Raw genomic sequence first — 20,855 nt, 5'->3', positions numbered from 1 at the left:
CGAGCTGGGTGCCGGCGACGGAGTCCTGCACGTTCGCCGCGGTGACCAGCACCGTGAGCAGGAGCCCGATCGTGTCGATGACGATGCTCCGTTCCCGGCGTCCGTGACGGCTCCCAGGACCCCGTTCCCGCTCGGAGTCATGGCCATGGCCTCCCTCATGTGGTGATGTCGGCCGCCGGGAAGGGCTGGAGCCGTGCGAGCAGGACCTCGGTTCGGTCCAGCGCGATGGACCCGTGGCTCCCAGCTCCACGCCCGCGCGACGCCGTTGGCGGCGACGCAGAGACACCAGGGGCTCACCAACTGGTCCAGCACGCGACCCGTGACAGCCTTCACCCAGAGGAGCTCTCCCGGCTGCGACGCGCCACTGTCGATGCGATGGCGGCCGCTTGGTACGGCTACCAGGAGTGGAAGTCGGCAGCCGTACGCAGGCAGGAGCTGCGAGGCATCGTGGAGACGACGCAGAAGCTGCGGGCCCACATGATCGATGTGCTCGGTCCCACGCACCCCGACACGGTCAGTACTCGGTCGGACCTCGCGTACTGGCAGGGGCAACTGCAGGCGGTGGAAGACCGGTAGCTGAGAGGGCGCTCATGCCGTGCAGACGTGGTAGACGGGGAGCCGGCTGCGTACGGGTCGCGGGCTGCACCGCGAGGGCTTTCGTGAAGCTCTCCCGGGTCGGGGCGTCGATGCCGTTGAGTGAGGCCTCGGCGGCCGGGGCGCACGCGATGCGGTAGGAGCTCACGCCACGACGGTGGCGGACAGTTCGGTGCCCTCGCCCTGCACGTGGGTGGTCCACGTCGCCGTACCGAGGTCGCTCATCGCCGTACGGTCGGCGGCGGGCCGGCTGCCGGACGTCTCGTCCTGTTGGGTGCCGGCCCGGCTCCGGGGTCGGGGCAGGGCCGGCACGCTTCGATGGGTTGTGGGTGTCAGCGGAGGGTGAAGGGTGCTACGTGGGTGGTGGTGTCTGCTCCGCTGATGGTGAACTCGAGGTTGTAGTTGCCGTTGGGCAGCCCGTTCGTGCTGACCGGGAGCCCGTAGCTGGCGAATACGGGGTTGTAGGCGAACCGGCCAGTGACCGGCCTGGTGACGGGGCCGGTGACCCGGACGGCCGTCAGCGTGATGTTCGAGCTGGAGAGGTTGTTGCCGTTGGCGTCGCAGATCCGCAGGCTGAGCACGACCTGGCCGAGCAGGCGGACCGGCCGGGCCGGGTCGTAGAGCAGGCAGATCCGGTACGCCACCGTGTAGGTGACGCTCTTGGTGGACGGGTTCGTGGCGACGTCCTTCGCATTCACCGTGAACGTGTGCGAGCCGAGCGTCGAGGTGTTGACCGCGCTGCCGTTGGGCACCGTGCCGACGCAGCTCGCCACTCCGGAGGTGGCGTCCGTGCACGAATAGGACGCGGTGACCGCCTGCCGGTACAGGTACGTGCCGGCCGCCGGCCGGACGATGGTGATCGACGGCGCCACCGTGTCGAGCCGCACGGTGATCGTCTGCGGCGCAGAGGTGTTGCCGGCGTTGTCGGTGGCGGTGTACGTCACCGTGGTCACGCCGTTCACCGTGACCGGGACGGCGGCACTGGCGCCGGAGACGATGGTGGATGCGATCGGCTGGGCGCCGCTCGCACTGTAGGTGATCTTCTGGACGCCGGAGGCGCAGGCCCCCTCACTGGCGCTGATGTTGACGGTGGCCGGGCTGGTGGTGTTCCAGCCCGCGCCGTTCGGTGCGGGGGAGATGCTCGCGGAGACGGTCGGTGCGGTCGTGTCCGGATCGTAGGTGAACTGGTCGGCGGCGGTGATCGGGCTGGTGCCGTTGGGGGTGGTCACGGTGACGTCCACCGTTCCCCGTGCCTGCGGCGGCACCTGCGCGGTCAGCTCCTCCGGCCCGCTCACGTTCACGTTCGTGGCGGCCACTGAGCCGAAGCTCACGGTGGTGCCGCTCGTCGGGAATTCCGTACCGCGCACGGTCACGGTGTTCACGCACTGGGCGAGTTCGGGAGCGTGGTTCGGGGTGACGCTGGTGACGGTGGGCGGGGACAGCGTGACGCGGTCCATCGCGGTGCCCCAGTCGCCGCCGAAGATCCCGGTGTCGCCGGTGGCTCCGATCTGCTGGACCGTCCAGACGTCCTTGGGGTTGCTCGGGTCGCGCGCGGTGCCGGAGTAGTCGCCCCAGCGGCTGTCGCCGTTGCAGCGGCAGGCGTAGGCCTGCGTGCCCGCGGCGTAGAAGTCGCCGAAGGTGGTGGCCGGGAAGTTGCCGCCCGGCACTCCGATCGCGACGGCAGTGGCGAACATCGTGGACGAGGATGCGGTGAAGCCCGAGAACAGGTCGTCCTCGTCGTTCAGGGTCAACGAGCCGTAGTAGATGTCTCCGCCCACGAGGCCGAGATCGAGGTTGGTCGCCAGGCTCTGGCCACCACCGGTCGCGATCTGGACGTAGCGCTGGCAGGTGTGGACCGCGGTGTCGCCGAGGGGGGTGCAGCTGACGTTGAAGACGCCCCACAGGTGGTTGTTCTGCCACGCGACCGAGAGCATCCGGTCGTCGTTCGTCGCGATGGTGGCGTCGCCCCCGGGCGGCTGAGCCGCGCATCCCCTTTCGCCGCCACACGTCGGTGGTGGGGGCGCGGTTCCGATGGCGATGGTGTTCAGGGCGCGGTTGACCGCACTGACGCCGGGCACGCCGGTGATCGTGGACACGATCACGTTGGTGCCCTGGTGCGTCATCGAGAGCTGATCGTTGATCCCCGACAGCGAGGTGGCCGGGACGACGTCGTCCAGGCTGGTGTCCTGCGCGAACGTCGTGAAGCTGATCGTGCCGCCGGCCAGCAGGTCCGCCTTGTTGACGACCACGTTCACCGCGCCCAGGAACACTTCGGGGTCGGCTGCGAGGTCGAAGTTGTTCCAGCTCAGCGTGACTTTGTCGTTGCTGTACCCGAGCAGCGGCCGGTCCTGCTGAACGTTGGAGCTGTTGCTTCCGATGTTGTACACGGTCCAGTGTCCGCGGGGGTCGGAGCTGTCGCTGACCGCGACGTCGACCTCATCGCCGTTCGACAGGATCCCCTCGTACGAGGCGAAGAACCGGCCGGACCCCGCGTCGTAGTGCACGCGCGGATCCCCGCCCGTGTCCGCCGCGAATCCGAAGAAGGCACCCAGGTCGAAGGGCGCGCCCACCGCGCTGCCGGCCTTGTCGTAGATCTGGCCGGAGTGGTTCACGACCTGGACGATGTAGGTGGGCCCCACCGCGAGATTGGTGTCGGAGGGAGTGATGGTGTCGATGTTCCCAAGCGTGGGGAATGTCTTCAGCTGCTCCACGACGGCCGAGGAAGGCGCCGCCTTCCGCGGCGTCGCGCCCTTCGGAGTCAGCGCCGCAGTGGTGACCGGCAGGCTCGGCTGCCGCATCGGTCCCACGGGCGCCCGCCGCTTCGGAGGGGCGAGGTAGGGCCGCGTCTGCGGCTCGGCGGTGCGCTTCGGCCGGGGCAGCGCGCGCACGTCCACGCGCTGCTTCACCTCGGCCCGCGACAGCTTCCCCTCGCCCCCCGAAGGCGAGGGGAAGCCGGCCGAGGGCGGGGTACTGGGCCGCGGGTCGGCGAGCGCCGCGCCGGCCGGCGCGGCCACCGTGAGCGTCACGGCGAGAGCGAGCAGGAGCGCACGCGGCCAGCCGCGCGCAGCGCGCATCACCCGTCGGTTCATTCGGAGAGGCCGTCGCATCGACACGGGCTCCCCCCTTCAGCAGCGTTCGGAAGTCCGGTACTGCCCGCGCGTCGGCAGCGGGCGACAGCTGTTCTGCGGTAGCTGTTGATCACGGGCGGTGTCTATCGGAAGGACCTGCCCACCGGTCACGATCGGCGGCGTGCCGTGCCGACAACTCCCTCTCTTGGCGCAGAGCCCGCCGCACAGTTCCGGTTGCAGGACCGTTCCTTCGCGTTGCGCGGCAGTTCGGCGACGAACTCGACGGTCCGCGGGACCTCGCAGTTGGCCAACCCCCGGCGGGACCAGGCGATCAGGTCGTCGGCGGTGAGGGTGGAGCCGGGGCGGCGCACCGCATGCGCCTTGCCGGCCTCGCCGAGGCGGGGCAGGGTCCTCGAAGTAGCCCTGCATGACGTGGTGGCTGTCCTCGCCGGCCGCGTCACTCTGGGCGCGATGTTCGACAGGCGTGCGCCGTCGGCCAGGAGGGCCTTCCGGTGGGCGTCCAGGGCTGGAGAGCTGATCGGTGTGAACGGTGGTGAGCAGCTGCTGCGCGATGACGCGGCGCCGCTGCCGTGCCTGACGGCGCTGTCGGCCTGATGCGGGGCCACGGTCAGCGGGGCGGCTCGCAGATCTGGGGAAGCGTCACGGTCCCGGGTCGGTGCTCGAAGGTGTCCATGACCAGCCACTCGTCCAGCTCGGGGTCGTAGAGGTTCTGGACACCGAACTGCAGCACCTGCCAGAAGGTGCCCCGGTTGTGCTCGTCGACGTAGATGTCGCCGAGCGCGAGCGGCAGACGCGGGTAGTTCCCGGGAGGCAGCTCCGGGAAGACCACGCCCACCCTCCAGTGGTTCACGCGCCGCTGCGGGTGGGTGTGCCGCAGGGTCTCCGGCCCGACGAACCGGGCGTTCTCGAACCCCTGGTTCAACGCCTCCAGGTTGAAGCCCGGGATGCGTGAGCAGGGATGTTCGTTCAGGCCCGGCCATTTGTACGTCAGTGTGTAGAGCGTGTCGCGGTAGATCAGGTTGGTGAACCAGATCGGGTACTGCGGGCCACCCGCGGTCATCTGGCTGTCGCCGTCCCTGCCCTCCCACGTGAACGGGACCGTGATGCCCAGGTCCTGGACGATCCACTTGCCCTTGCCGCGGAAGTTGCGGGGGAGACGGGGCGGAGGCGGCGTCGGGGAGACGGCCTGCCGCGCGGCCACGGTCCCGAACGACGGCGCGGTCCCGGTCCCGGTCCGGGGCTCGGTGCCGACCGGGGGCGGAGCCGCCAGGACGAAGGCGGCCACTCCGGCAAGAGCGGCCGACGTTGCCGTCCGACGTGTGCCTTTCCAACCCATGGTCTCCCTCAACTGTCGCGTCAGGCGCCGTCATGGCGCGGGGGACAAGCACGGCGATGCTGGGACACCGTCCCCGGAATTGAGGATTCCGAAACCGTCGGCTACTGACCTTGTAGCTGTGGTGTCGTCAGGGTGAGTCCGGTCCCGGTGCGGCATGCGTCGGTGAGGCGTGGTGGTCCGCAGCCCCAACGCCAGCCCCGGGGCGGGGAGGAGAGGGCGGGGTGGTGTTGTGGACGGCGTTGGCGTAGCGGGTGGCGAGGTGTGCGAATGCGTCGTTGAGTTCGGGTGGGCCGATGACTTCGATGTCGGTGTCGAAGCGGCCGATAGTGGCGGCCAGGCCGGTCCATGACCAGGAGCCGAGAGTGAGTCGGCAGCGGCTGGGTCCGAGTTCTTCGACGATTCCGTCTTGGGCGAAGGGGGCGACAGTGATGGCGGGGAGGTCGAGGACGACCTGGCCTTGGCACGGCCAGTCGGTGGCGGTGCCGTCGGAGCCGCGGAATCGGCTCATGAGGAAGGCGGACACGTCGCCCCCGGGGAGTTCGCGTGGGCTGAAGCGGGGGCCGGTGGGTGTGCGCGGCTGTATGCGGTCGACGCGGAAGGTCCGCCAGTCCTCGCGGTCGAGGTCCCAGGCCAGGAGGTACCAGCGGCCGCGCAAGGTGGCCAGGTGGTGGGGCTGTGCTCGGCGGCGCTGCTCGCTAGCCGCGGTGCCGTCTGCGGCGTAGTCGAAGCGGAGTTCCGCATGGGTGTGGATGGCGGTGCTCAGGTCCGTGAGGACCTGGGCGGTGACCTGTGGGGTGTCCCCGTTCTCCGGAGGGTGGACGGCTGTGATGCGCATCGTGTCCATGCGGTGGCGTAGCCGGGGCGGCATGACCTGGCGGATCGCGGCGAGGGCGCGGGCCGCGTCCTCGGCGAGCGTGGTGCCGGTAGCGGCGGTTTGCAGGGCGAGGGCCAGGGCGACGGCCTGGTCGTCGTCGAACAGGAGTGGGGGCAGATGCGTGCCGGCATCCAGGCGGTATCCGCCGGAGGGTCCTTTGAAGGCCATGATCGGGTAGCCGAGTTCCCGCAGGCGATCCATGTCGCGGCGAACCGTGCGCGGGGTGATGTCGAGCCGCTCGGCGAGCTCCTCGCCGGACCAGTCACGACGCGTCTGGAGCAGTGAGAGCAGCGCGAGCAGTCGCGAGGAAGTCTTGTGCACGGCCATCATTCTGTCCGCAGTACAGGACACAACCTGTCCGCTAGCCCTGCAATCGTGGGATCAGAGCCACCGAGGGGGCACATTGCCCCAGGTCACACACGGTGGCCGCGCCGTGCCCGCATCTCATGGAGCGGCGCGCGTTCGACGAACCCAAGGCAACAAGGAGCAGGCATGTCCGTCACGACCACCACCCACCTGAACTTCCGGGGCGACGCGCGTCAGGCGCTGGACTTCTACCAGTCCGTCTTCGGCGGACGCACCGTCGCCGTCACCTACAAGGACGCCGGCAACTTTCAGAACGAGAACGAGGCGGACTGGGTGATGTGGGGCGAGGTGGTCGGGGACGACGGCTTCCACGTCATGGCCTACGACGTGCCCTCCCAGCTGCCCTGGAACCGGGGCGAGAACCCCTTCTTCGTCTCCGTGCGCGGCGACGACGCCGACGAGATCAGCGCCCTGTGGCAGAAGCTGTCGGATGGCTCCATGGTGGTGCGCCCCTTGGAGGCCGCACAGTGGGCGCCTTTGTACGGCATGCTCACCGACCGCTTCGGCGTCACCTGGGTCCTGGACGTCACCGCTCCCTACAACGGCTGACCCGGCCGGCTCGGCACACGACAATCAGGGTCCGCCGTGGGAACGCGGCGGACCGGTGGGGACAGAGGCGGGCCGGGTCCGGCTGACCCGGCACACACCACAGCATTGCCGGGCAGAAATCCGCGAGCGCCCGTCCATCCCTCCACCCACCCAGGTACGGGCAGCCACCGGCGGCCGCCCCAAGCAGCCTGGTGCACGAGCCCTCCGGCCGAAGCCATCCCCCGACCCCCGCGCGTCGGCGTGCCGCTGCCGCGTGTCTGAAAACAGTGAAGGAACCATGTTCAAGAACATGTTGGCCAAGCCCGCCGCGGCAGCCGTCGCACTGACCGCATCAGCGGTCGTCGCGGTCACCCCGGCGTCGCATCGGCCGTCTCCGCCCCGCTGAGCTGCGCACGCATCGCCGCTCACTTCGACCTGGCTCCGGCACCGCGCTATCCCGCGTCCCGTCGGGGCGACATCCGCCGGGTGATCCGGTCGAACAGCTCCTCCAGCGGCTCGCCGACGTCCCGGCCGAAATCGGTCAGTCCGTAGGTGACTTGGGGCGGCGTCGTCGGCTCGACCTCTCGCCACACCAGGCCGTCCTGGACCAGCACGCGCAGGGTCTGGGCGAGCATCTTCTCGCTGATGCCCTGGATGCTCTCGCGAAGCTCGTAGAACCGGAGGTTGTTGCTCCGCAAGGAAATCAATACCCAGACCCCCCACCTGCTGGTCACGTGGTCGACCACGTCGCGCGCGGGGCAGTCGGTGTGAAACACGTCATACCTCTTCCCCGCCTCGGCTTGTGTGAGCTGCACGCCTTCCGCCATGTGAGGAGCTTACCCAAAGGTATGTCCTTACCAGAAGTTAGCCCGGCTCCTAGCGTGAAGGGCCACACAGGACATCGGAGCAGGAGCTGATCATGATCGTGGTAACCGGAGCCACCGGGAACGTCGGACGGCCGTTGACGCGGGCGCTGGCCGAGGCGGGCGAGCAGGTGACGGCGGTGTCACGGCACGCGGCAGCGGTACCGGACGGCGTGCGTCATGTGGCGGCCGATCTCGCCGAGCCGACCAGCCTCCAGCCCGTGCTGGCCGGGGCGAAGGCTCTATTCGTGCTGCTGTCCGGCGACATGCATGCCGCTGGAGCCGGCCCGGCCGGCATCATCGCCGAAGCCGCGGTCAGCGGGGTCCGCCGGGTCGTCCTGCTCTCCTCGCAGGCCGTGGCGACCAGGCCCTTCGGCCCAACACGGATCGCGGTGCGCGCGGTGGAGGATGTGCTGCGGGAGTCCGGCCTGGAGTGGGCCATCCTGCGACCGGGCGGCTTTGCTTCCAACTCCCTGTGGTGGGCCGAGTCCATCCGCGCGCGGCGCGTCGCCGCCGCCCCCTTCGGCGACGTCGGGGTGCCCATCATCGACCCGGCGGACATCGCCGAGGTCGCGGCGGCTTGCCTGCTGAACGACTGGCACACCGGCGGCGTGTACGAGCTGACCGGCCCGGACGCAATCACACCGCGCCAGCAGGCGCAGGCCATCGCCGCCGCGCTGGGCTCGCCAGTACGGTTTCACGACCTCACCCGCGACGAGGCCAAGGCCGCCATGGCCCGAAGCATGCCGGCCGAGCTCGCCGAGGACACCCTGGACATCCTCGGCTCCCCGAGCCCGGCCGAGCTGCGCATCAGCCCGGATGTCCAGCGGATCCTCGGCCGTACCCCGCGCCCGTTCGCCGACTGGGCCGTCCGCAATGTCGCCGCGTTCCGCTGAGACTGGTCAGCGCTGCCGGTGCGCTGCACGGCGTGCCCGTAGCTGGTCTGCCCGTTCACCGGTGATGTGACGTTCCGTCACCGGCTGGCGCTGCGCGGGTCGGGTCCTGGTCGCGGCGTGGTCGACGGCCTGGCTGTTCGACGGCGGCCAGGTCCTCCGGGCAGTGCGGGTGTCCGGTGTCATTGAAGTGAGTCGGTGGCGATGCCTTGACCTGCAACGACTGAGTTCGTTGACGCAGCATCTGTGCGTCGCGCGATGGGCGGAATTGAGTGCTGTGAGGTCACAAGCCGTGGGCGATGGGGTGCAGCGGTTCGTACAGCGGAAGTTCGGCGCCGCTGGGAAGCCGGACCGCAGTCAGTTTGCCCCAGCGCTGTTCGCTGACCGGGCGGGTGATCTCGACGCCCTTGGTGCGGAACTCGCCGAGCTGGGAATCAAGGTCGTCGCACATCAGGTAGAACTCGTGCCGGGGTGGGCCATCGGCCGGGTGTACGGCGACTTCGGCCGGGGGCAACTTGAAGATGAGCCAGCCGCCGCCCGCGTCGACGCCGGGGAAGTCGAGGACGTCACGGATGAAAGCACGGTCCGCCTCGGCGTCCTGGCTGTAGAGGATGACATGTGCACCGCTGATCACGGCTAGCCCCTGTTCGTCGACGTGCTGACGGTCGTGTCCCGGCATCCTGGCACGCCAAGGTCAAGCAGATCCGCGGCTGGGTCGATGACACGGCGACTGAGTTGAACGTCAACGGACAGCGGGATCTGCATGGCTCTGCTGGTCACGGCTACACCGGCGAGGAAGCTCGACAGCTGCTTCGACATCGGTGGGACTGGGGGAGCCAGGAGACGTGGTTCGAGAATGACGCGGGGCGGCTCTTGGCCGTGGTCACCAACGGCGAACGCGCGACGGTCGTGTTGCTGGACGGGGAAGGCGACCCTGGTGAGCGTCTCGTCGATCCGCGCGGCGAAGGTTCCTCTGATGGCTACGTGCTGTCGAATGGCCAGGTCGACAGCTACGTCGACCGGGACACTGTCGCCTTCGAAGTCGCCGGCCATGCAGTGGCGTACTTCATTGAGCATGGCACCTGGCCCGCCGAGGTGCGAACAGCGGTTCTGGGACTTGGTGTGGCCTGACGTCGACGGGGTCGTCGCTGACGGGGGAGGTGGTCGAGGGCACCGTCGCGATTGATGAGCATGCCGGGCAGCGGGCGGTGACGTGTCCGGAGTGCGGTGTGTCGGCGTCGCGTGTGCACAGCACGTACAGACGGCGGTTGGCGGACCGCCCGATCGGGGGCCGACGGGTGGTTCTCCGGCTGACGGTCCGCCGGTTCTTCGGGATGCGTTCGATGCGGCCCTTGTCGTCGACGACCGCCTCACGCCAGTCCTTGCGCACCCCGCCGTCCATCGGCACGGTTTCGGCGCCGTCGTAGAAGCGGATCTTGCCGTCGGCCTCGGCGTACTTCTCCAACAGTGCGAGTGCGTCCATCACCGGCCGACAGGTGGTGTTGTTGCACTTGAAGCCCAAGGTCGTGAGCAACGGCGGCAGCATCTGCCGGTAGTACGAGCTGTACGAGGAGCGCAGAGTGGTGCGCACCTCGGCCTTGAAGACCTTCTCGTTCGCCTTTGCCTCGGCGGCCAGCTCGCGCAGCGTCTTCTCGCTCACCACGGGGAACAGGGCCCGCCGTACGACCTCGTCCGGCTTGTCGACCGCGGCTGTCGTCAGCTTGAAGAGGATGCCCTCCTTGCCCCCGGACCTTCTTCAGCTCGGACGTCAGCTGCTTCTCCACCCGCCGCTCGGCATGGGCATTGATCTCGTGGACCAGGGCGACCGGCAGCTCCACCAGCTTCTTCGAGCAGTCCGCGAACAGCCCCACGGGCAGCCCGAGCTTGCGCGCACTTCGGTCAGCTTGGTGATCTCCGTCAGCAGCGAGCCCAGCCCCACCGCGCCCGGGTCCCGCTTGAGTGAGGCCAGCCGCGCGGTGCCGTCCTCGTTGCCCTCCACGACCAGGACCAGCAGGCGCATGACGCATACCTCGCCCAGGCGCCCAGACGCCCGACCGTCACCGGCTCGACGATGCCGGGCTCCTTGGTCTCTCCCGCGCAGTCTTCGACTCCGGACACGTCCGCGCCGAAGAGGGGCGAACTCACAGGTCCGAGCCCCGTGGACCGGGGAAAGCCGGGTTCCGGGATGCACGTCCTGTCGGACGCGAACGGGCTGCCCCTCCTCGTCGGCATCTCGGCCGCCAACGCCCACGACAGCCAAGCGCTGAAGCCGATGGTGCTCGGTCACCAAACGAGAAAAGACCCCACCGCGGATGCCGCTTCAAGCCCCGACGCCTGCACGCCGACAAGGCCTACGTCATACCTGAACTGCGGAAATGGCTCCGCGGGAAGCGGATCGGTGCCCGCATCACCCGCAAAGGAATCGAGTCCTCCGAACGGCTCGGACGCCGCAGGTGGGTGATCGGGCGGACCACGTCCCGGCTCACCGGATACCGCAGTCTCAACCACCGCTACGAGCGTCATCGGGCCTACCAGTCCCATCAGGTTGCCGTCTGCGGCCGCTTCGCCGAGCGAGGTCCTTCCGCCGTTGGCGACGCCCTGGAACCGGGTTGTGGACCCGCTTGACCAAGACAGTGATTAGCTGCCATATTACTTACATGCCCCAGGATGCCGATCGCGACTTCGCCCAACCGACACTGGATCAGGCCACACGTCAGATCCGGCACTATGGGCTGACTGCCGATCCGCAAGCCGTTCTGGTTGCGGTCAGACTGATGGCCGCCGGCGCCCGGCTCGGACAGGCAAGCGAAGTGCACTTCGGCAGGTTCGGTCTCTCCGTGGGCCGCTACCGGCTGCTGGCCGACCTCGAGGACTGTGGTGGCGAGAAGTCGCCGTCTCAGCTGGCGGCCGGGCTCGGCGTATCGCGAGCCACGATCACTGGGCTGGTGGACGGACTGGAGCGGGAGGGCATGGTGGCTCGTCGCTCCTCCCGGGAGGACGGTCGGGGAACCGTCGTGGTGCTGACGGCGCGCGGCGCGCAGCGGCTTCGGGAGTTGGCGCCCGAGCACTTCCGGCGACTGGAAGCCATGGTCGGAGGACTTACCGAGGCCGAGCGCGGAACGTTTCTGGAGCTGCTGGAGCGGATCGCGCAGGGTATCGGCGCACTGGTGGAGGAGTAAGGTCGACGGAGTGACGCAGTCCCCGCCGCTGGTCGGCGGGCTTTTTTTCACCCATATAGTTAGGCAGCTAATCAATGGTTCTCAGGAGGATCGCATGACCAAGGCGAACCAACGGACGGGCGAACGGACCGGCGGTCCGCCGCCCTTCGTGCTCTGGCGCGAGGTCGCGATGGCCTACCTCGCGCCCGCGGCGACGGCGGGTGCGGGCGCGCTCGTCGGCGGGAACACCCAGCTGCTGTGGGCCGCCGGAACCTCGATAGCCGGAACCTCGGCCGTGGTCGCCCTGCTGGTCGGCGGCTGGTTGCAGTGCTTCGGTCGCCGCCGCCCAACCGGGCCGGCGCCTCGAGCCGCACTGTCACTGGCCGGGGCTGCCCTCGCGGCCGCTCTCGCCCTCGCCTGCGCCTGCGCGGCCCAGCGGTGGCTGCCCGGATGGACCGGATGGACCAAGTGGACTGGGATGTCCCGCGGCCCTGGGCTCGACCGCCTCTCCCTCGACCTACCGCTCTCCGCGGCGCTCGCCGCCACAATCGTCGGCTGGCGCTGGCGCGGCGGGTTCACCACTCGACCCTTGAAGGGGAACCGATGATCATCGTCATGGGAGCCACCGGAGCAACCGGCGGCGCACTGATGCGCAGCCTGGCCGACAGTGCGGTGCCCTGTCGAGCCCTCAGCCGCGAGCCGCAGCGACTGCGCTCCCGCCTCGGCGCGGCAGCCGGCCCACTGGTTGAGGTCCACGCCGCCGACGCGGCCGACCCCGCTTCGCTGCGCGCCGCGTTCAGCGGCGGCCGACAGCTCTTCCTCACCATGGAGAACGGCCCACGGCAAATCGAATTCGAGCTGCGTGCCATCGAGGCCGCCCTGGCCAGCGGCATCGAACACATCGTCAAGATCTCCTCCCCGGCCTCCGAGCCGGACTCTCCGGTCGCGATAGCCCGCGGACACCACACCGTCGAGACCCGGCTGCGTACGGCCGGTATCACCGCCACGGTCCTGCGTCCCTACGCGTTCATGCAGAACCTCCTGCTCCTCGGGCCGAGCGTGGCCCACGGTGGCCTGATGGTGGGAGCGATGGGCCAGGCGCCGTGCAACTACGTCGACTGCCGGGACATCGGGGAGGTGGCCGCCGCTGTCCTCACCCGGCCCGAACTGGCCGGCGACACGTACAGCCTGACCGGCGCAGAGACCTGCTCCTTCGGCCGGCTCGCCGAGCTGCTGAGCCGACTGCGGGGGCGGCCTGTCCGCTACCTGGACCTGCCGCCGGAGCAGTTCCGCGCCCAGCTGAGGGCGGAGCGTGGACTGCCGGGCTGGTTGGCGAACCACGTGGTGGAGATCCAGCAGCTCGCGGTCACCCGACCGGAGGCGCCGACTGACACAGTCGCCCGGCTACTGGGGCGCGCCCCGCGCGGGTTGGAGGCATTTCTGGCGGAGCACATCGATGTGTTCCGCTGAGAGGGCCGATGGCTACGGCGTCCGTTGGGGACACAACGGCCGCAGCACCGGCCGGGCGGCCACCGTCAGGGCCCATGCGGCTGCGGGGCTCGGCCGGGTACTGGCGGCCGTAGATCGTCACGACCGGCTGCGGCTGCGGACACCTGCAGGGGCCGCCCGCCCGTAGTGCGGCAGGGGAGGCGCTGTGCCTTGCGTGCCTGGCCTTGGCCATCGGGATGGGGGCGGTCGGCGCAGGGTTCCTCGAGTTGTCGGATCCCGTGGCGACGGTCCTCATCATGAGCGTCGGCCTGCTGGGGATGGCGCTGCTGTACCCGAGGACGTGACGCGGGGGATTGGGCCTCCCGGGCTGTGAAAATGGCGACCTCGCGTAATCGGTTGTCGCGTGTGAACCCTCTCGTTCTTCCCTCGGAGTAAGTTCAAGTATTTCCCCAGGCCCTGGCCTCGGCCGGGGGTTACGTCGGCCGACGTGAAGTTGCTGGGGTGGAGCTATCGGTATGTGGGACCGCCTGATCTGCGGGCCCTTGTCCGGCCGGAGGCCGAGGGCCAACGCATCCACTCGGCAGCGGACTTCGACGACTGGGCTTCGGCTCCGTCGGCAGTGGAGCCGGCCGAGCCTTTCACGTTCGTCATCGACTCCGCGGGTGTGCTGCCGCTCGCGCCGCGCCGGAGCGAGCACGTGGTCGACGTGGGTCGGGTCGCGGACCGACCAGGGCGAGGAGTCTCGGCGGGTGGCGTCGGTGGCGCCACTTGCCCCGGCGGTGCAGAAGGGCGCCTACGGTGAGCTGCGGGGCGGCGGATAGCGTGCGGGGATGGCGATGACGGAGAAGCGGCGGGTCCTGTACCGGCAGGGCAGCGGGTTCTGGCGGATGACGGCGAAGTGGGTTCTGGTCTTCGGGGTCCTGTACCTGTTGGACGGCGGGCTGCTCCGGTCGTGGGGCGACGCTCTGGTCTGGCCGATGATCGGGATTCTGCTGTGGGTGCCGTTCGGGATCGGCGTCGTCTGGTACCCGAAGAAGGACCAGCGGGTCGCGCTGACGACGCGTGAACTGCGGGTACGGCGCAAGCGGCTGCCGATGGAGAAGGTGAACCTGCTGCACGTGGCGCGACTGTGGCTGGAGGGGCGGTCGACCGCGGACGACCAGTCAGTACTGGAATGGACACGGTTCGACCGGGTGGTGTGGGTGCCGCTGCGGGACGGCCGGGCGTTCGGCGTTGAGTTCCGCGACCCGGCCGCGTTCGCCAAGGTTTTCGGCGCCTTCGCGGTCGCGGCGTGCGGCGGGCCGGACATCGTCCGAGCGAGGGCCGCAGCGGAGACCTACCCGGATCCGCTCCCGATGCGGCCCCGCCCCGCCGCCGACGACGGCTCTTGGCTGGACCTCCTGGACATCTTCGACTGAGACCCGGAAACGCACGGCAAGGGGAGCGGTCAGTCAGGGGCGCGGGGAACTGCACCGGGACGGTGTTCTCGACGAGAGCGTGTATCGAAAGTGCCGCCATGGGTCTGAGCTGTGCGCGATGGCTGAGCGCAACTCGGTGGCATCTGGAGTGGAACTGAGGAAGGCTCGCACGCATGGTTTCGGTATTGCAGAACGTGGCGATTGACTGTGCGGATGCCTACGAGCTGGCCCAGTTCTGGAGCAGAGTGACTGGCTGTCCACTGCATCGGGAGGACAAACCGGGTGACCGGGAGACTCAGGTGCTGCTGGCGGAGGGCCCGGTGCTGTACTTCAACCAGGTGCCCGAGTCTAAGAAGATCAAGAACCGGATCCATCTGTGTTTGCGCCCTGAGACATCGCGTGAGCAGGAGGTGGAACGGCTGCTCGGCCTCGGGGCCACCCTTGTCACCGATCACCGGAATCCCGATGGCTCTGGCTGGGCAGTCCTTGCTGACCCGGAAGGCAACGAATTCTGCGTTCTTCGGAGCGAGTCCGACCGAGCCGCGACGGGTTCCTGACGCCCAGTTGCCATCCTGGCCGGTTTGGTATGACCGCTGGTCACAGCCACTCATTGATGGCCGCTACGAGGACGGTCCCCTCGTAGCGGACTGCAAGCCGTCGGCGTGCCTCGCGCCAGGCGTGCTGGTCGCCGAGCAGAACGTGGACGGGCCGTTCCACGGCTTGCCGCCCTCGGTGCTGGCCTCGGCGCAGACCACGCGAAGCCAGTGCGGTCCGGCGGCCGACGACAGCGTCCGGCCCCGGAACCCCCACACCCGGCGGCCGGTGGCACGCAGGCCGAACTGGTCGGCGCCGTACTGCTGGGCGGCCAGCATCCGGTCCACGGGGGCAGGGGCGGGGGCGGGGGCGTCGACCATGGCGGTTCCTGCCTCAGGTGGGAGGCGGCGGCCGCATCCTTGGATACCAGCTCGGCGGCGAGTGCCGCGACCTGTTCCACCGTGAGGCCGGAGCGCTCGGCCAGGTCCCCGAGGGTGAGGCGGGCGCCGGACACCAGGGCCTCCAGCGCGGGGCGGACCGACGAGTGGAGCTCCCATTCGTGCCCGGCGGCGCGCAGCACGACGGCCCCCTCGGCACCCTCCAGCGCGGCCCGGGCGGTGGTGAGGGCCAGGACCAGGCCGGGGTCGCGGGCATCCCGGGAGGCGGCGAACTCCGAGACGATGCGGGGGTGGAGAGCCTCGGACACCTCCTCGGGCAGCTGCTCGGCGTAAAGCGGTGTGCTCGGCGGTGCCGGCCACGGTGGGCACGTTGGCCCGCAGGGTGGGGGAGTGGAGCACTGGCCCGGACATCGCGGCCGCCAGCACCCCGAGCCTGTCCCCGCACGTCACGGCGGTCGCCTTCTACGCAGTTGGACGACGTCGACCTGGGCAACCGGCGCATCACCGTCGACGGCCACGTCCGCCCGCTCGACGAGCTCATCCGCCGTATGGTGTCGGCCTGGCTCGACCACCGCCGCAACCGCCGGCCGAACACGGCCAACCTCCACCTGCTGATCATCCAGAAGACTGCCGTCGAACTCGGCCCGGCCGGCAAGCATCTGGTGCAGGGCACCTATTCCTGGCGTGCGGTATTCCCCGCCGCGCCGGCCCCGTACGATTCGTGGAAGATGGTGCGCTCCCGCGCACGCCGACCTGGATGGCGCCGGGCCTCCGCCGGATAGCCGACCGACACCAACAGGGCAATGGCCAAGTCGTCACGGCCATCGATCCCGATCACCTTCTTCACCCTCGCCTCGTCCCAGCCGTTCATGGGCGAAGTCGCCAGGCCCATCTCCGTAGCGGCAAGCATCACGAAGGACGCCGCGATCATGGCGTCCTTGACCGCGTACTCCCGGAGCAGACCCCGCTGGTCGAGATCCTCTTGGAACGCCCGTGACGCAACGGAGAACATCGCGACGAACTCGTCGTTCCACGCTCCGCTGCACCGCGCCTGCTCGTAGACGTCGCTGTGGTCATCACGCCAGGACTGAGGCTCGGCGACGAAGACCAGTACGACCGGGGCCTCTTGCGGCTGGGGCTGGCCCCCCGTGGCCCATGTCAGCCCCGCACGGCCCTCGTCGCCGGATACCGCAACGATCGACCGGTCCTGCAGGTTCCAGCTGGTGGGGGCCTCAACGGCGAGACCGAGAAGCGCGTCGAGCGTGGTCTTCGGGATTGGGTCGGGCAGGTAGTGGCGGACGGTGCGGCGGGTGCGGATCGCTTCTGCGACGGACATCGTGGGACTCGTCATGTCACTCACTATTGGAGAGTCACTCTCCATCGGGAAGAAGGCACTATTTTGTGCGTTACTCTCCCCGCATGAAGACCACTGTGGAATCGTCCGGGTTGCAGGCCGATGTCTACTCCGAGAAGTGCCCGACACGCCAGGTCCTCGATCACATCTCCGGCAAGTGGACCATTCTGGTCGTGGACGCCCTCCTCGAAGGCACCCTGCGGTACACCGAATTGAGTCGGCGCATCGAGGGCGTGTCGCAGAAGATGCTCACTCAGACTCTGCGTGGCCTCGAAGCCGACGGGTTCCTCGCCCGCACCGTGTATCCCACCGTTCCGCCCCGAGTCGAATACGACCTGACGGAGCTCGGCCGCAGCCTCGCGGAGCCGATCACCGCGCTCCGCCAGTGGACGGAGACCCATATCAACGAGATCGAGCGGGCCCGGGCCAGGTTGGAAGCTGGGAAAGCCCCCTGAGCAGGTGCAGCGAATGCAACTGGCACAGCGCGAGCGGGGAGTCGGCATTCCCCGACCCGGAGGAGCTCGCCGACGAGCAGCTGGCGTCGATCGACGCCGGCGTCCTGCAGCGGCACCGCGAACTCGCCGCCACCGAGACCGCTGCCCTGCACCGGGCCCGAGCCGAGCGCACCCAGCGGTCCGGGGCAGCGGTCTACCGGCCAGTCCAGGTGGCCGTGGCCGTGGCCGTGGCCGCGGCGGTGCGGCAGGCCGCCTGAGCCGTCAGGTCGTCGCTCACTGGAAGGTGATGGTCTGCCTGGGCCTTCCCGGCGGGCGCTGACACGCGAATACCGGCACGCGCCAAGGTGGCCCGGTCGGGGTCCGGGCCACCTTGGACCGATCGGATCAGGCGGGCTGCGGGGCGGGCGTTGCCGGAGCGGCCGCGACCTTGCGGGTCTCGCGCATCATCAGCAGGCCGTTGACCACCATCAGCGTCGCGGTCAGGCCGTGGACGCTGAGTGCGGTGGCCACGGAGCCGTGGTGGGTCAGCACGGTGGTCATGTCGCCGTACGCGGCGAGGGCCTCCACCAGCAGCACCCAGCCCAGCGCTCGGCGGTGGCCCGTCACCAGCAGGATGCCCAGGACCAGGGCCAAGACGATGTCGCGGATTCCCTTGGTGATCAGGAAGCCGCCGCCGTCGCCGGACGGCCAGCTCGGCAGGCCGAAGCCCGGCGCCGGCGTCTCCGGGCTCAGGATGAACTCCAGCCCGAACCAGAGGACGAAGAGGATGAAGGCGGCGGCCAGGACGGTGTTGACCTTCTTCAGCGACATTGTTCTTCTCCTTGCGAGTCTTCGTGAGCTTGGTGAGCCTGCTGATTCGTATGGGGCCTGGTCAGGCGGCGCGGACGCGGCTGATGTGGCGGCCGTAGCGAGGGCGGCCGATGACGTGCCAGATGTCGCGTACCGGGGCGGGGAGGGCGGACAGGAGCGTGGCGCGCTCTGCCGGGTTCGCGTCCTCCAGTACGAGGCCGAAGAGGGTGAGCTTGGGCGTGTTGGCCACCAGGTGGTCGCCCAGGGAGGCCCTTTCCTTTTCGGTGATGTGCTCGGCCGCGAGCGGAAGGAGGGTGGCCTCCTCGTCGTGGAGGTGTTCGAGCAGGACTGCCCGGTGATCGGCGAGGGGCTCCGAGGGCGTCGCGCTCGTCGGCTCCGGCGGTAGCCGCCCACGCCGGGACCGCGGCGTCCAGCCTGGTCAGGGTGGCCTCAATGCGCTCGTGCTCAGCCTGCACGCGCAGGACGATGTCCGCCTCCAGACCGACCCGGGACAGGAGCGTCGGCCACAGTAGTTCGGGCCAGCCGCGCACCCGCCCGGACCATGTGCTGGGCGATAAAGACTCCCTTTCGGGGACGGGGCTACACGTGGCTGCAGCTGCTGTGTCATACGTCGATCTGCTCGAAGATGTGCGGGTACGAGACGATGTCGTTGGGGAACTCGGCCGCCATGCGCTGGAATTCCGGGCTGCCGAACGCCGTGGCGAGCGCCTCGGTCGATTCCCAGACCGCGACGTTCATCAGAAGCTGACTGTCCGCCGTTCCCTTGTGCATCTGGAGGGAGACGAATCCCGGCTGAGCCTTCATGAACTCGGCCTGCCTGCGAAAGAGAGCCAGGAACGATTCAGTCCTCTCCTTCGGTACGACGAAGGTGTTGGCCAGGACGATGGGCCCAGTCTTCTCCTTGAACTGCGCGAACATCGGCGTGTGCGGGTCAAGACTCTGCAGCTGGGCCATTTTCGGTGCGTCCTCTCGCTATCGGTCAGTGGGTGTCGCCGGGGCCCGCGTCCTGCGGATACCAGCTGAGTTCAAGGGTGTTGGTGTTGGTGTTGGTGTTGGTGTTGGTGTTGGTGTCGGGGTCCTGGACGTGGACGGAGGTGGCGGCGCCGTACTTCGGGCGCACGGCCGAGCGGTTGCGGCTGACGGCCGGGCGGGTGAGCCCACAGGCTCAGGTGAGGGCGGCGACCAGCAGGGCGAAGGCGGCGATGATGACGGCGACGCGGACGTAGTGGAAGCGGTCCCAGCGGTTCATCTGCTGCTTCCAGTCGGCGGGCCGGTTGTCAGGAGTCCACGTCTTGCCCCGGTTGTTGATCGGGACGAGCAGCAGGATCGACATGACCACGCTGAGGATCAGCAGCGCGCCGGCGGTGACGACGAGGCCGGTGCCGTGGCGGTGCCATCCGGCGATGGCCCAGACCGCGACGAGGACGAGCGAGGTGATGTACCAGACCGGCATCACGGCGCCGAGCATCCGGCCCCCGTGGGCGCGGCCGAGTTGGCCACTGTCCTCCGGGAGGGCGTTGAGGATCGGGTTGATGACGAAGGCGACGGAGAACTCCACCCCCACCATCACGCCGACGACCACGGTGGTGAAGACCTCGAGTGCGTTGAGCATGATGACCCCTCCCGGGATCTAGCGCCGCTAGATGATGAGGCAACGCTAGTACTGCTGCCGCTCGATTGTCTAGCGATGCTAGGATCGAATCATGTCGGTACAGGAACGCAAGCAGCGCGAACGGGCGGACCGCGAGCGCCTCATCGTGGCGACGGCCCGCGAACTCGCCGAGCAGCAGGGGTGGGACGCGGTCACCACCCGCCGGCTCGCCGAGTGCATCGAATACAGCCAGCCCGTCCTCTACAGCCACTTCCGCGGCAAGCGCGAGATCATCGGCGCCGTCGCCCTCGAAGGCGCCGCCGAGATGGCCGCGTTGCTGCGGGCCGCGACCCGTGCCGCGGACGGCCCGCGCGCCCGGGTCACCTCCCTCGCCCGCGCCTACCTCGACTTCGCCGACTCCAACCCGGCGGTCTACGACGCGATGTTCCAGCTCGACGGCGGCCTGGCGTTCGCGAAGGAGGACACACCAGAACCTCTGAAGGACGCCTTCGCCGCCCTGCTGGAGAACCTCGGCGAGGTCGCCGGGGACGGCGTCCCCCCGGGGCTGTTCACCGAGGTGTTCTGGGCGGCCCTGCACGGGCTGGCGACCCTGACCCGGGCGGGACGGCTGCCGCCCGAGGAGGCCGAGCGGAGAACGGAACTGCTGGTGGACCGGCTCGCCATGATCTGACGCACCGTCCCGACGGGCACGCAGGGGCCCTCGGGCGCGGCCGCCAGCCTGCGACATCACCTCCGGTCACTCGCGCCCACACAGAGCAGCCACAGATCGCCGGGCCCCGCACCCCCAACGGGGCGCCCGCCCCGGAAGCTGCGGCGCTCATTCGGGACGGAAGGCCATCTGCTTGAGGCGGCCCGGTGGTACTGCGGCCCCCAGAGCGCTCCGGATACCGGGCCTCAGCCGCGCACGCCCTATCAGCGCGGGCTGCCCGAACCCCGGCCAACGTCCGGCGGAACCACCCAGGACACCAGGGGCCTCGGGTGACGGGGTCCGCAGGCCGGGACGGCGGGGACTCAAGGCGTGCGGGGACCGGCTTAGGGCCTGTCCCGACGGGTCGCGTCACCGACCCCGCACCCGACACCACTGTCACCCGAATGGCGTAACAGGACGTGCCACCCACACGGGT

The 20,855-nt window shown here is 69.3% G+C and carries 27 protein-coding genes and 3 pseudogenes; 14 read left to right on the top strand and 16 right to left on the bottom strand.

The window, feature by feature from the left end:
- Position 1: 1 nt before the first annotated feature.
- Positions 2-97: pseudogene (locus ACZ5WG_RS39725) on the bottom strand (IS5 family transposase); the annotation flags it as partial.
- 278 nt (positions 98-375) lie between these two features.
- On the opposite strand from ACZ5WG_RS39725, the gene ACZ5WG_RS39720 reads away from it, so the two are divergent.
- Entirely contained in the window at positions 376-576 is a 201-nt protein-coding gene (locus ACZ5WG_RS39720; RefSeq protein WP_468729525.1) for a hypothetical protein, read from the top strand.
- A 162-nt stretch (positions 577-738) separates the two neighbouring features.
- Here ACZ5WG_RS39720 and ACZ5WG_RS39715 read toward each other — a convergent pair whose 3' ends face one another.
- The 3 genes and pseudogenes from ACZ5WG_RS39715 to ACZ5WG_RS39705 all read right to left on the bottom strand — a co-directional run.
- On the bottom strand, positions 739-906 hold the full coding sequence (locus ACZ5WG_RS39715; RefSeq protein ID WP_468729524.1) for a hypothetical protein: 168 nt from the start codon (positions 904-906) through the stop codon (positions 739-741).
- A gap of 20 nt (positions 907-926) precedes the next feature.
- Positions 927-3,668: an OmpL47-type beta-barrel domain-containing protein gene (locus tag ACZ5WG_RS39710; protein WP_468729523.1), complete on the bottom strand. Its 2,742-nt coding sequence runs from the start codon at positions 3,666-3,668 to the stop codon at positions 927-929.
- Between the two features lie 161 nt (positions 3,669-3,829).
- Positions 3,830-4,066 (bottom strand): annotated as a pseudogene (locus ACZ5WG_RS39705) (AMP-binding enzyme); the annotation flags it as partial.
- 67 nt (positions 4,067-4,133) lie between these two features.
- Here ACZ5WG_RS39705 and ACZ5WG_RS39700 point away from each other — a divergent pair.
- Positions 4,134-4,277, top strand: a complete 144-nt coding sequence (locus ACZ5WG_RS39700; protein ID WP_468729522.1) for a hypothetical protein — start codon at positions 4,134-4,136, stop codon at positions 4,275-4,277.
- 13 nt (positions 4,278-4,290) lie between these two features.
- Here ACZ5WG_RS39700 and ACZ5WG_RS39695 read toward each other — a convergent pair whose 3' ends face one another.
- Positions 4,291-4,968, bottom strand: coding sequence for a hypothetical protein (locus tag ACZ5WG_RS39695; RefSeq protein ID WP_468729521.1), 678 nt, complete (start codon positions 4,966-4,968; stop codon positions 4,291-4,293).
- Between the two features lie 178 nt (positions 4,969-5,146).
- Positions 5,147-6,214 carry a helix-turn-helix transcriptional regulator gene (locus tag ACZ5WG_RS39690; RefSeq protein WP_468729520.1) on the bottom strand — a complete coding sequence of 356 codons (1,068 nt, stop codon included), beginning with the start codon at positions 6,212-6,214 and terminating at the stop codon, positions 5,147-5,149.
- 171 nt (positions 6,215-6,385) lie between these two features.
- Between ACZ5WG_RS39690 and ACZ5WG_RS39685 the strand changes: the two genes are divergently transcribed.
- Positions 6,386-6,808, top strand: a complete 423-nt coding sequence (locus tag ACZ5WG_RS39685; protein WP_468729519.1) for a VOC family protein — start codon at positions 6,386-6,388, stop codon at positions 6,806-6,808.
- A gap of 431 nt (positions 6,809-7,239) precedes the next feature.
- Here ACZ5WG_RS39685 and ACZ5WG_RS39680 read toward each other — a convergent pair whose 3' ends face one another.
- Entirely contained in the window at positions 7,240-7,614 is a 375-nt protein-coding gene (locus ACZ5WG_RS39680; RefSeq protein ID WP_468729518.1) for a winged helix-turn-helix transcriptional regulator, read from the bottom strand.
- Positions 7,615-7,706: 92 nt separating this feature from the next.
- Between ACZ5WG_RS39680 and ACZ5WG_RS39675 the strand changes: the two genes are divergently transcribed.
- Positions 7,707-8,546: an SDR family oxidoreductase gene (locus ACZ5WG_RS39675; protein WP_468729517.1), complete on the top strand. Its 840-nt coding sequence runs from the start codon at positions 7,707-7,709 to the stop codon at positions 8,544-8,546.
- A 280-nt stretch (positions 8,547-8,826) separates the two neighbouring features.
- Here ACZ5WG_RS39675 and ACZ5WG_RS39670 read toward each other — a convergent pair whose 3' ends face one another.
- Positions 8,827-9,177, bottom strand: a complete 351-nt coding sequence (locus tag ACZ5WG_RS39670) for a VOC family protein (protein ID WP_468729516.1) — start codon at positions 9,175-9,177, stop codon at positions 8,827-8,829.
- 101 nt (positions 9,178-9,278) lie between these two features.
- Here ACZ5WG_RS39670 and ACZ5WG_RS39665 point away from each other — a divergent pair, with 101 nt between their 5' ends.
- From ACZ5WG_RS39665 to ACZ5WG_RS39630, 8 genes and pseudogenes are all read left to right on the top strand, one after another.
- Positions 9,279-9,674 carry a hypothetical protein gene (locus ACZ5WG_RS39665; protein ID WP_468729515.1) on the top strand — a complete coding sequence of 132 codons (396 nt, stop codon included), beginning with the start codon at positions 9,279-9,281 and terminating at the stop codon, positions 9,672-9,674.
- Between the two features lie 29 nt (positions 9,675-9,703).
- A complete protein-coding gene (locus ACZ5WG_RS39660) occupies positions 9,704-9,970 on the top strand; it encodes a transposase family protein (RefSeq protein WP_468729514.1) in 267 nt (88 codons plus the stop codon).
- A gap of 631 nt (positions 9,971-10,601) precedes the next feature.
- Positions 10,602-11,066 (top strand): annotated as a pseudogene (locus ACZ5WG_RS39655) (transposase); the annotation flags it as partial.
- Positions 11,067-11,200: 134 nt separating this feature from the next.
- The gene (locus ACZ5WG_RS39650) at positions 11,201-11,722 is read left to right on the top strand and encodes a MarR family winged helix-turn-helix transcriptional regulator (RefSeq protein ID WP_468729513.1); all 522 of its coding nucleotides are present in this window, start codon (positions 11,201-11,203) and stop codon (positions 11,720-11,722) included.
- Positions 11,723-11,816: 94 nt separating this feature from the next.
- On the top strand, positions 11,817-12,308 hold the full coding sequence (locus tag ACZ5WG_RS39645; protein ID WP_468729512.1) for a hypothetical protein: 492 nt from the start codon (positions 11,817-11,819) through the stop codon (positions 12,306-12,308).
- Positions 12,305-13,171 (top strand): NmrA family NAD(P)-binding protein, encoded by an 867-nt coding sequence (locus ACZ5WG_RS39640; protein WP_468729511.1) that lies wholly within the window; start codon positions 12,305-12,307, stop codon positions 13,169-13,171. Before ACZ5WG_RS39645 ends, ACZ5WG_RS39640 begins: the two co-directional genes overlap by 4 nt.
- Before the next feature lie 809 nt (positions 13,172-13,980).
- Complete coding sequence (locus tag ACZ5WG_RS39635) at positions 13,981-14,568, top strand: hypothetical protein (protein WP_468729510.1); 588 nt, start codon at positions 13,981-13,983, stop codon at positions 14,566-14,568.
- Between the two features lie 173 nt (positions 14,569-14,741).
- Positions 14,742-15,125 (top strand): VOC family protein, encoded by a 384-nt coding sequence (locus ACZ5WG_RS39630; protein ID WP_468729509.1) that lies wholly within the window; start codon positions 14,742-14,744, stop codon positions 15,123-15,125.
- A gap of 63 nt (positions 15,126-15,188) precedes the next feature.
- On the opposite strand, the gene ACZ5WG_RS39625 is transcribed toward ACZ5WG_RS39630, so the two are convergent.
- The 3 genes from ACZ5WG_RS39625 to ACZ5WG_RS39615 form a co-directional block, all read right to left on the bottom strand.
- A complete protein-coding gene (locus ACZ5WG_RS39625; RefSeq protein WP_468729508.1) occupies positions 15,189-15,482 on the bottom strand; it encodes a hypothetical protein in 294 nt (97 codons plus the stop codon).
- Between the two features lie 464 nt (positions 15,483-15,946).
- Complete coding sequence (locus tag ACZ5WG_RS39620; RefSeq protein ID WP_468729507.1) at positions 15,947-16,159, bottom strand: hypothetical protein; 213 nt, start codon at positions 16,157-16,159, stop codon at positions 15,947-15,949.
- A 14-nt stretch (positions 16,160-16,173) separates the two neighbouring features.
- Positions 16,174-16,851, bottom strand: a complete 678-nt coding sequence (locus tag ACZ5WG_RS39615) for a nitroreductase family protein (protein ID WP_468729506.1) — start codon at positions 16,849-16,851, stop codon at positions 16,174-16,176.
- 68 nt (positions 16,852-16,919) lie between these two features.
- Here ACZ5WG_RS39615 and ACZ5WG_RS39610 point away from each other — a divergent pair, with 68 nt between their 5' ends.
- On the top strand, positions 16,920-17,309 hold the full coding sequence (locus ACZ5WG_RS39610) for a winged helix-turn-helix transcriptional regulator (protein ID WP_468729505.1): 390 nt from the start codon (positions 16,920-16,922) through the stop codon (positions 17,307-17,309).
- 384 nt (positions 17,310-17,693) lie between these two features.
- Here the strand turns inward: ACZ5WG_RS39610 and ACZ5WG_RS39605 are convergent, their stop codons facing one another.
- The 5 genes from ACZ5WG_RS39605 to ACZ5WG_RS39585 form a co-directional block, all read right to left on the bottom strand.
- Positions 17,694-18,119, bottom strand: a complete 426-nt coding sequence (locus ACZ5WG_RS39605) for a DUF4267 domain-containing protein (protein ID WP_468729504.1) — start codon at positions 18,117-18,119, stop codon at positions 17,694-17,696.
- A 61-nt stretch (positions 18,120-18,180) separates the two neighbouring features.
- A complete protein-coding gene (locus tag ACZ5WG_RS39600) occupies positions 18,181-18,348 on the bottom strand; it encodes a hypothetical protein (protein WP_468729503.1) in 168 nt (55 codons plus the stop codon).
- A gap of 374 nt (positions 18,349-18,722) precedes the next feature.
- Positions 18,723-19,073: an antibiotic biosynthesis monooxygenase family protein gene (locus tag ACZ5WG_RS39595; protein ID WP_468729502.1), complete on the bottom strand. Its 351-nt coding sequence runs from the start codon at positions 19,071-19,073 to the stop codon at positions 18,723-18,725.
- A gap of 25 nt (positions 19,074-19,098) precedes the next feature.
- A complete protein-coding gene (locus tag ACZ5WG_RS39590; protein WP_468729501.1) occupies positions 19,099-19,239 on the bottom strand; it encodes a hypothetical protein in 141 nt (46 codons plus the stop codon).
- Between the two features lie 45 nt (positions 19,240-19,284).
- The gene (locus ACZ5WG_RS39585; protein ID WP_468729500.1) at positions 19,285-19,731 is read right to left on the bottom strand and encodes an anthrone oxygenase family protein; all 447 of its coding nucleotides are present in this window, start codon (positions 19,729-19,731) and stop codon (positions 19,285-19,287) included.
- Between the two features lie 91 nt (positions 19,732-19,822).
- Between ACZ5WG_RS39585 and ACZ5WG_RS39580 the strand changes: the two genes are divergently transcribed.
- Entirely contained in the window at positions 19,823-20,401 is a 579-nt protein-coding gene (locus tag ACZ5WG_RS39580) for a TetR/AcrR family transcriptional regulator (protein WP_468729499.1), read from the top strand.
- Positions 20,402-20,855 lie beyond the last annotated feature (454 nt).

The sequence above is a fragment of the Streptomyces sp. NPDC032745 genome, from assembly GCF_055579465.1.
This window is presented reverse-complemented; position numbering and strand designations above follow the sequence as displayed.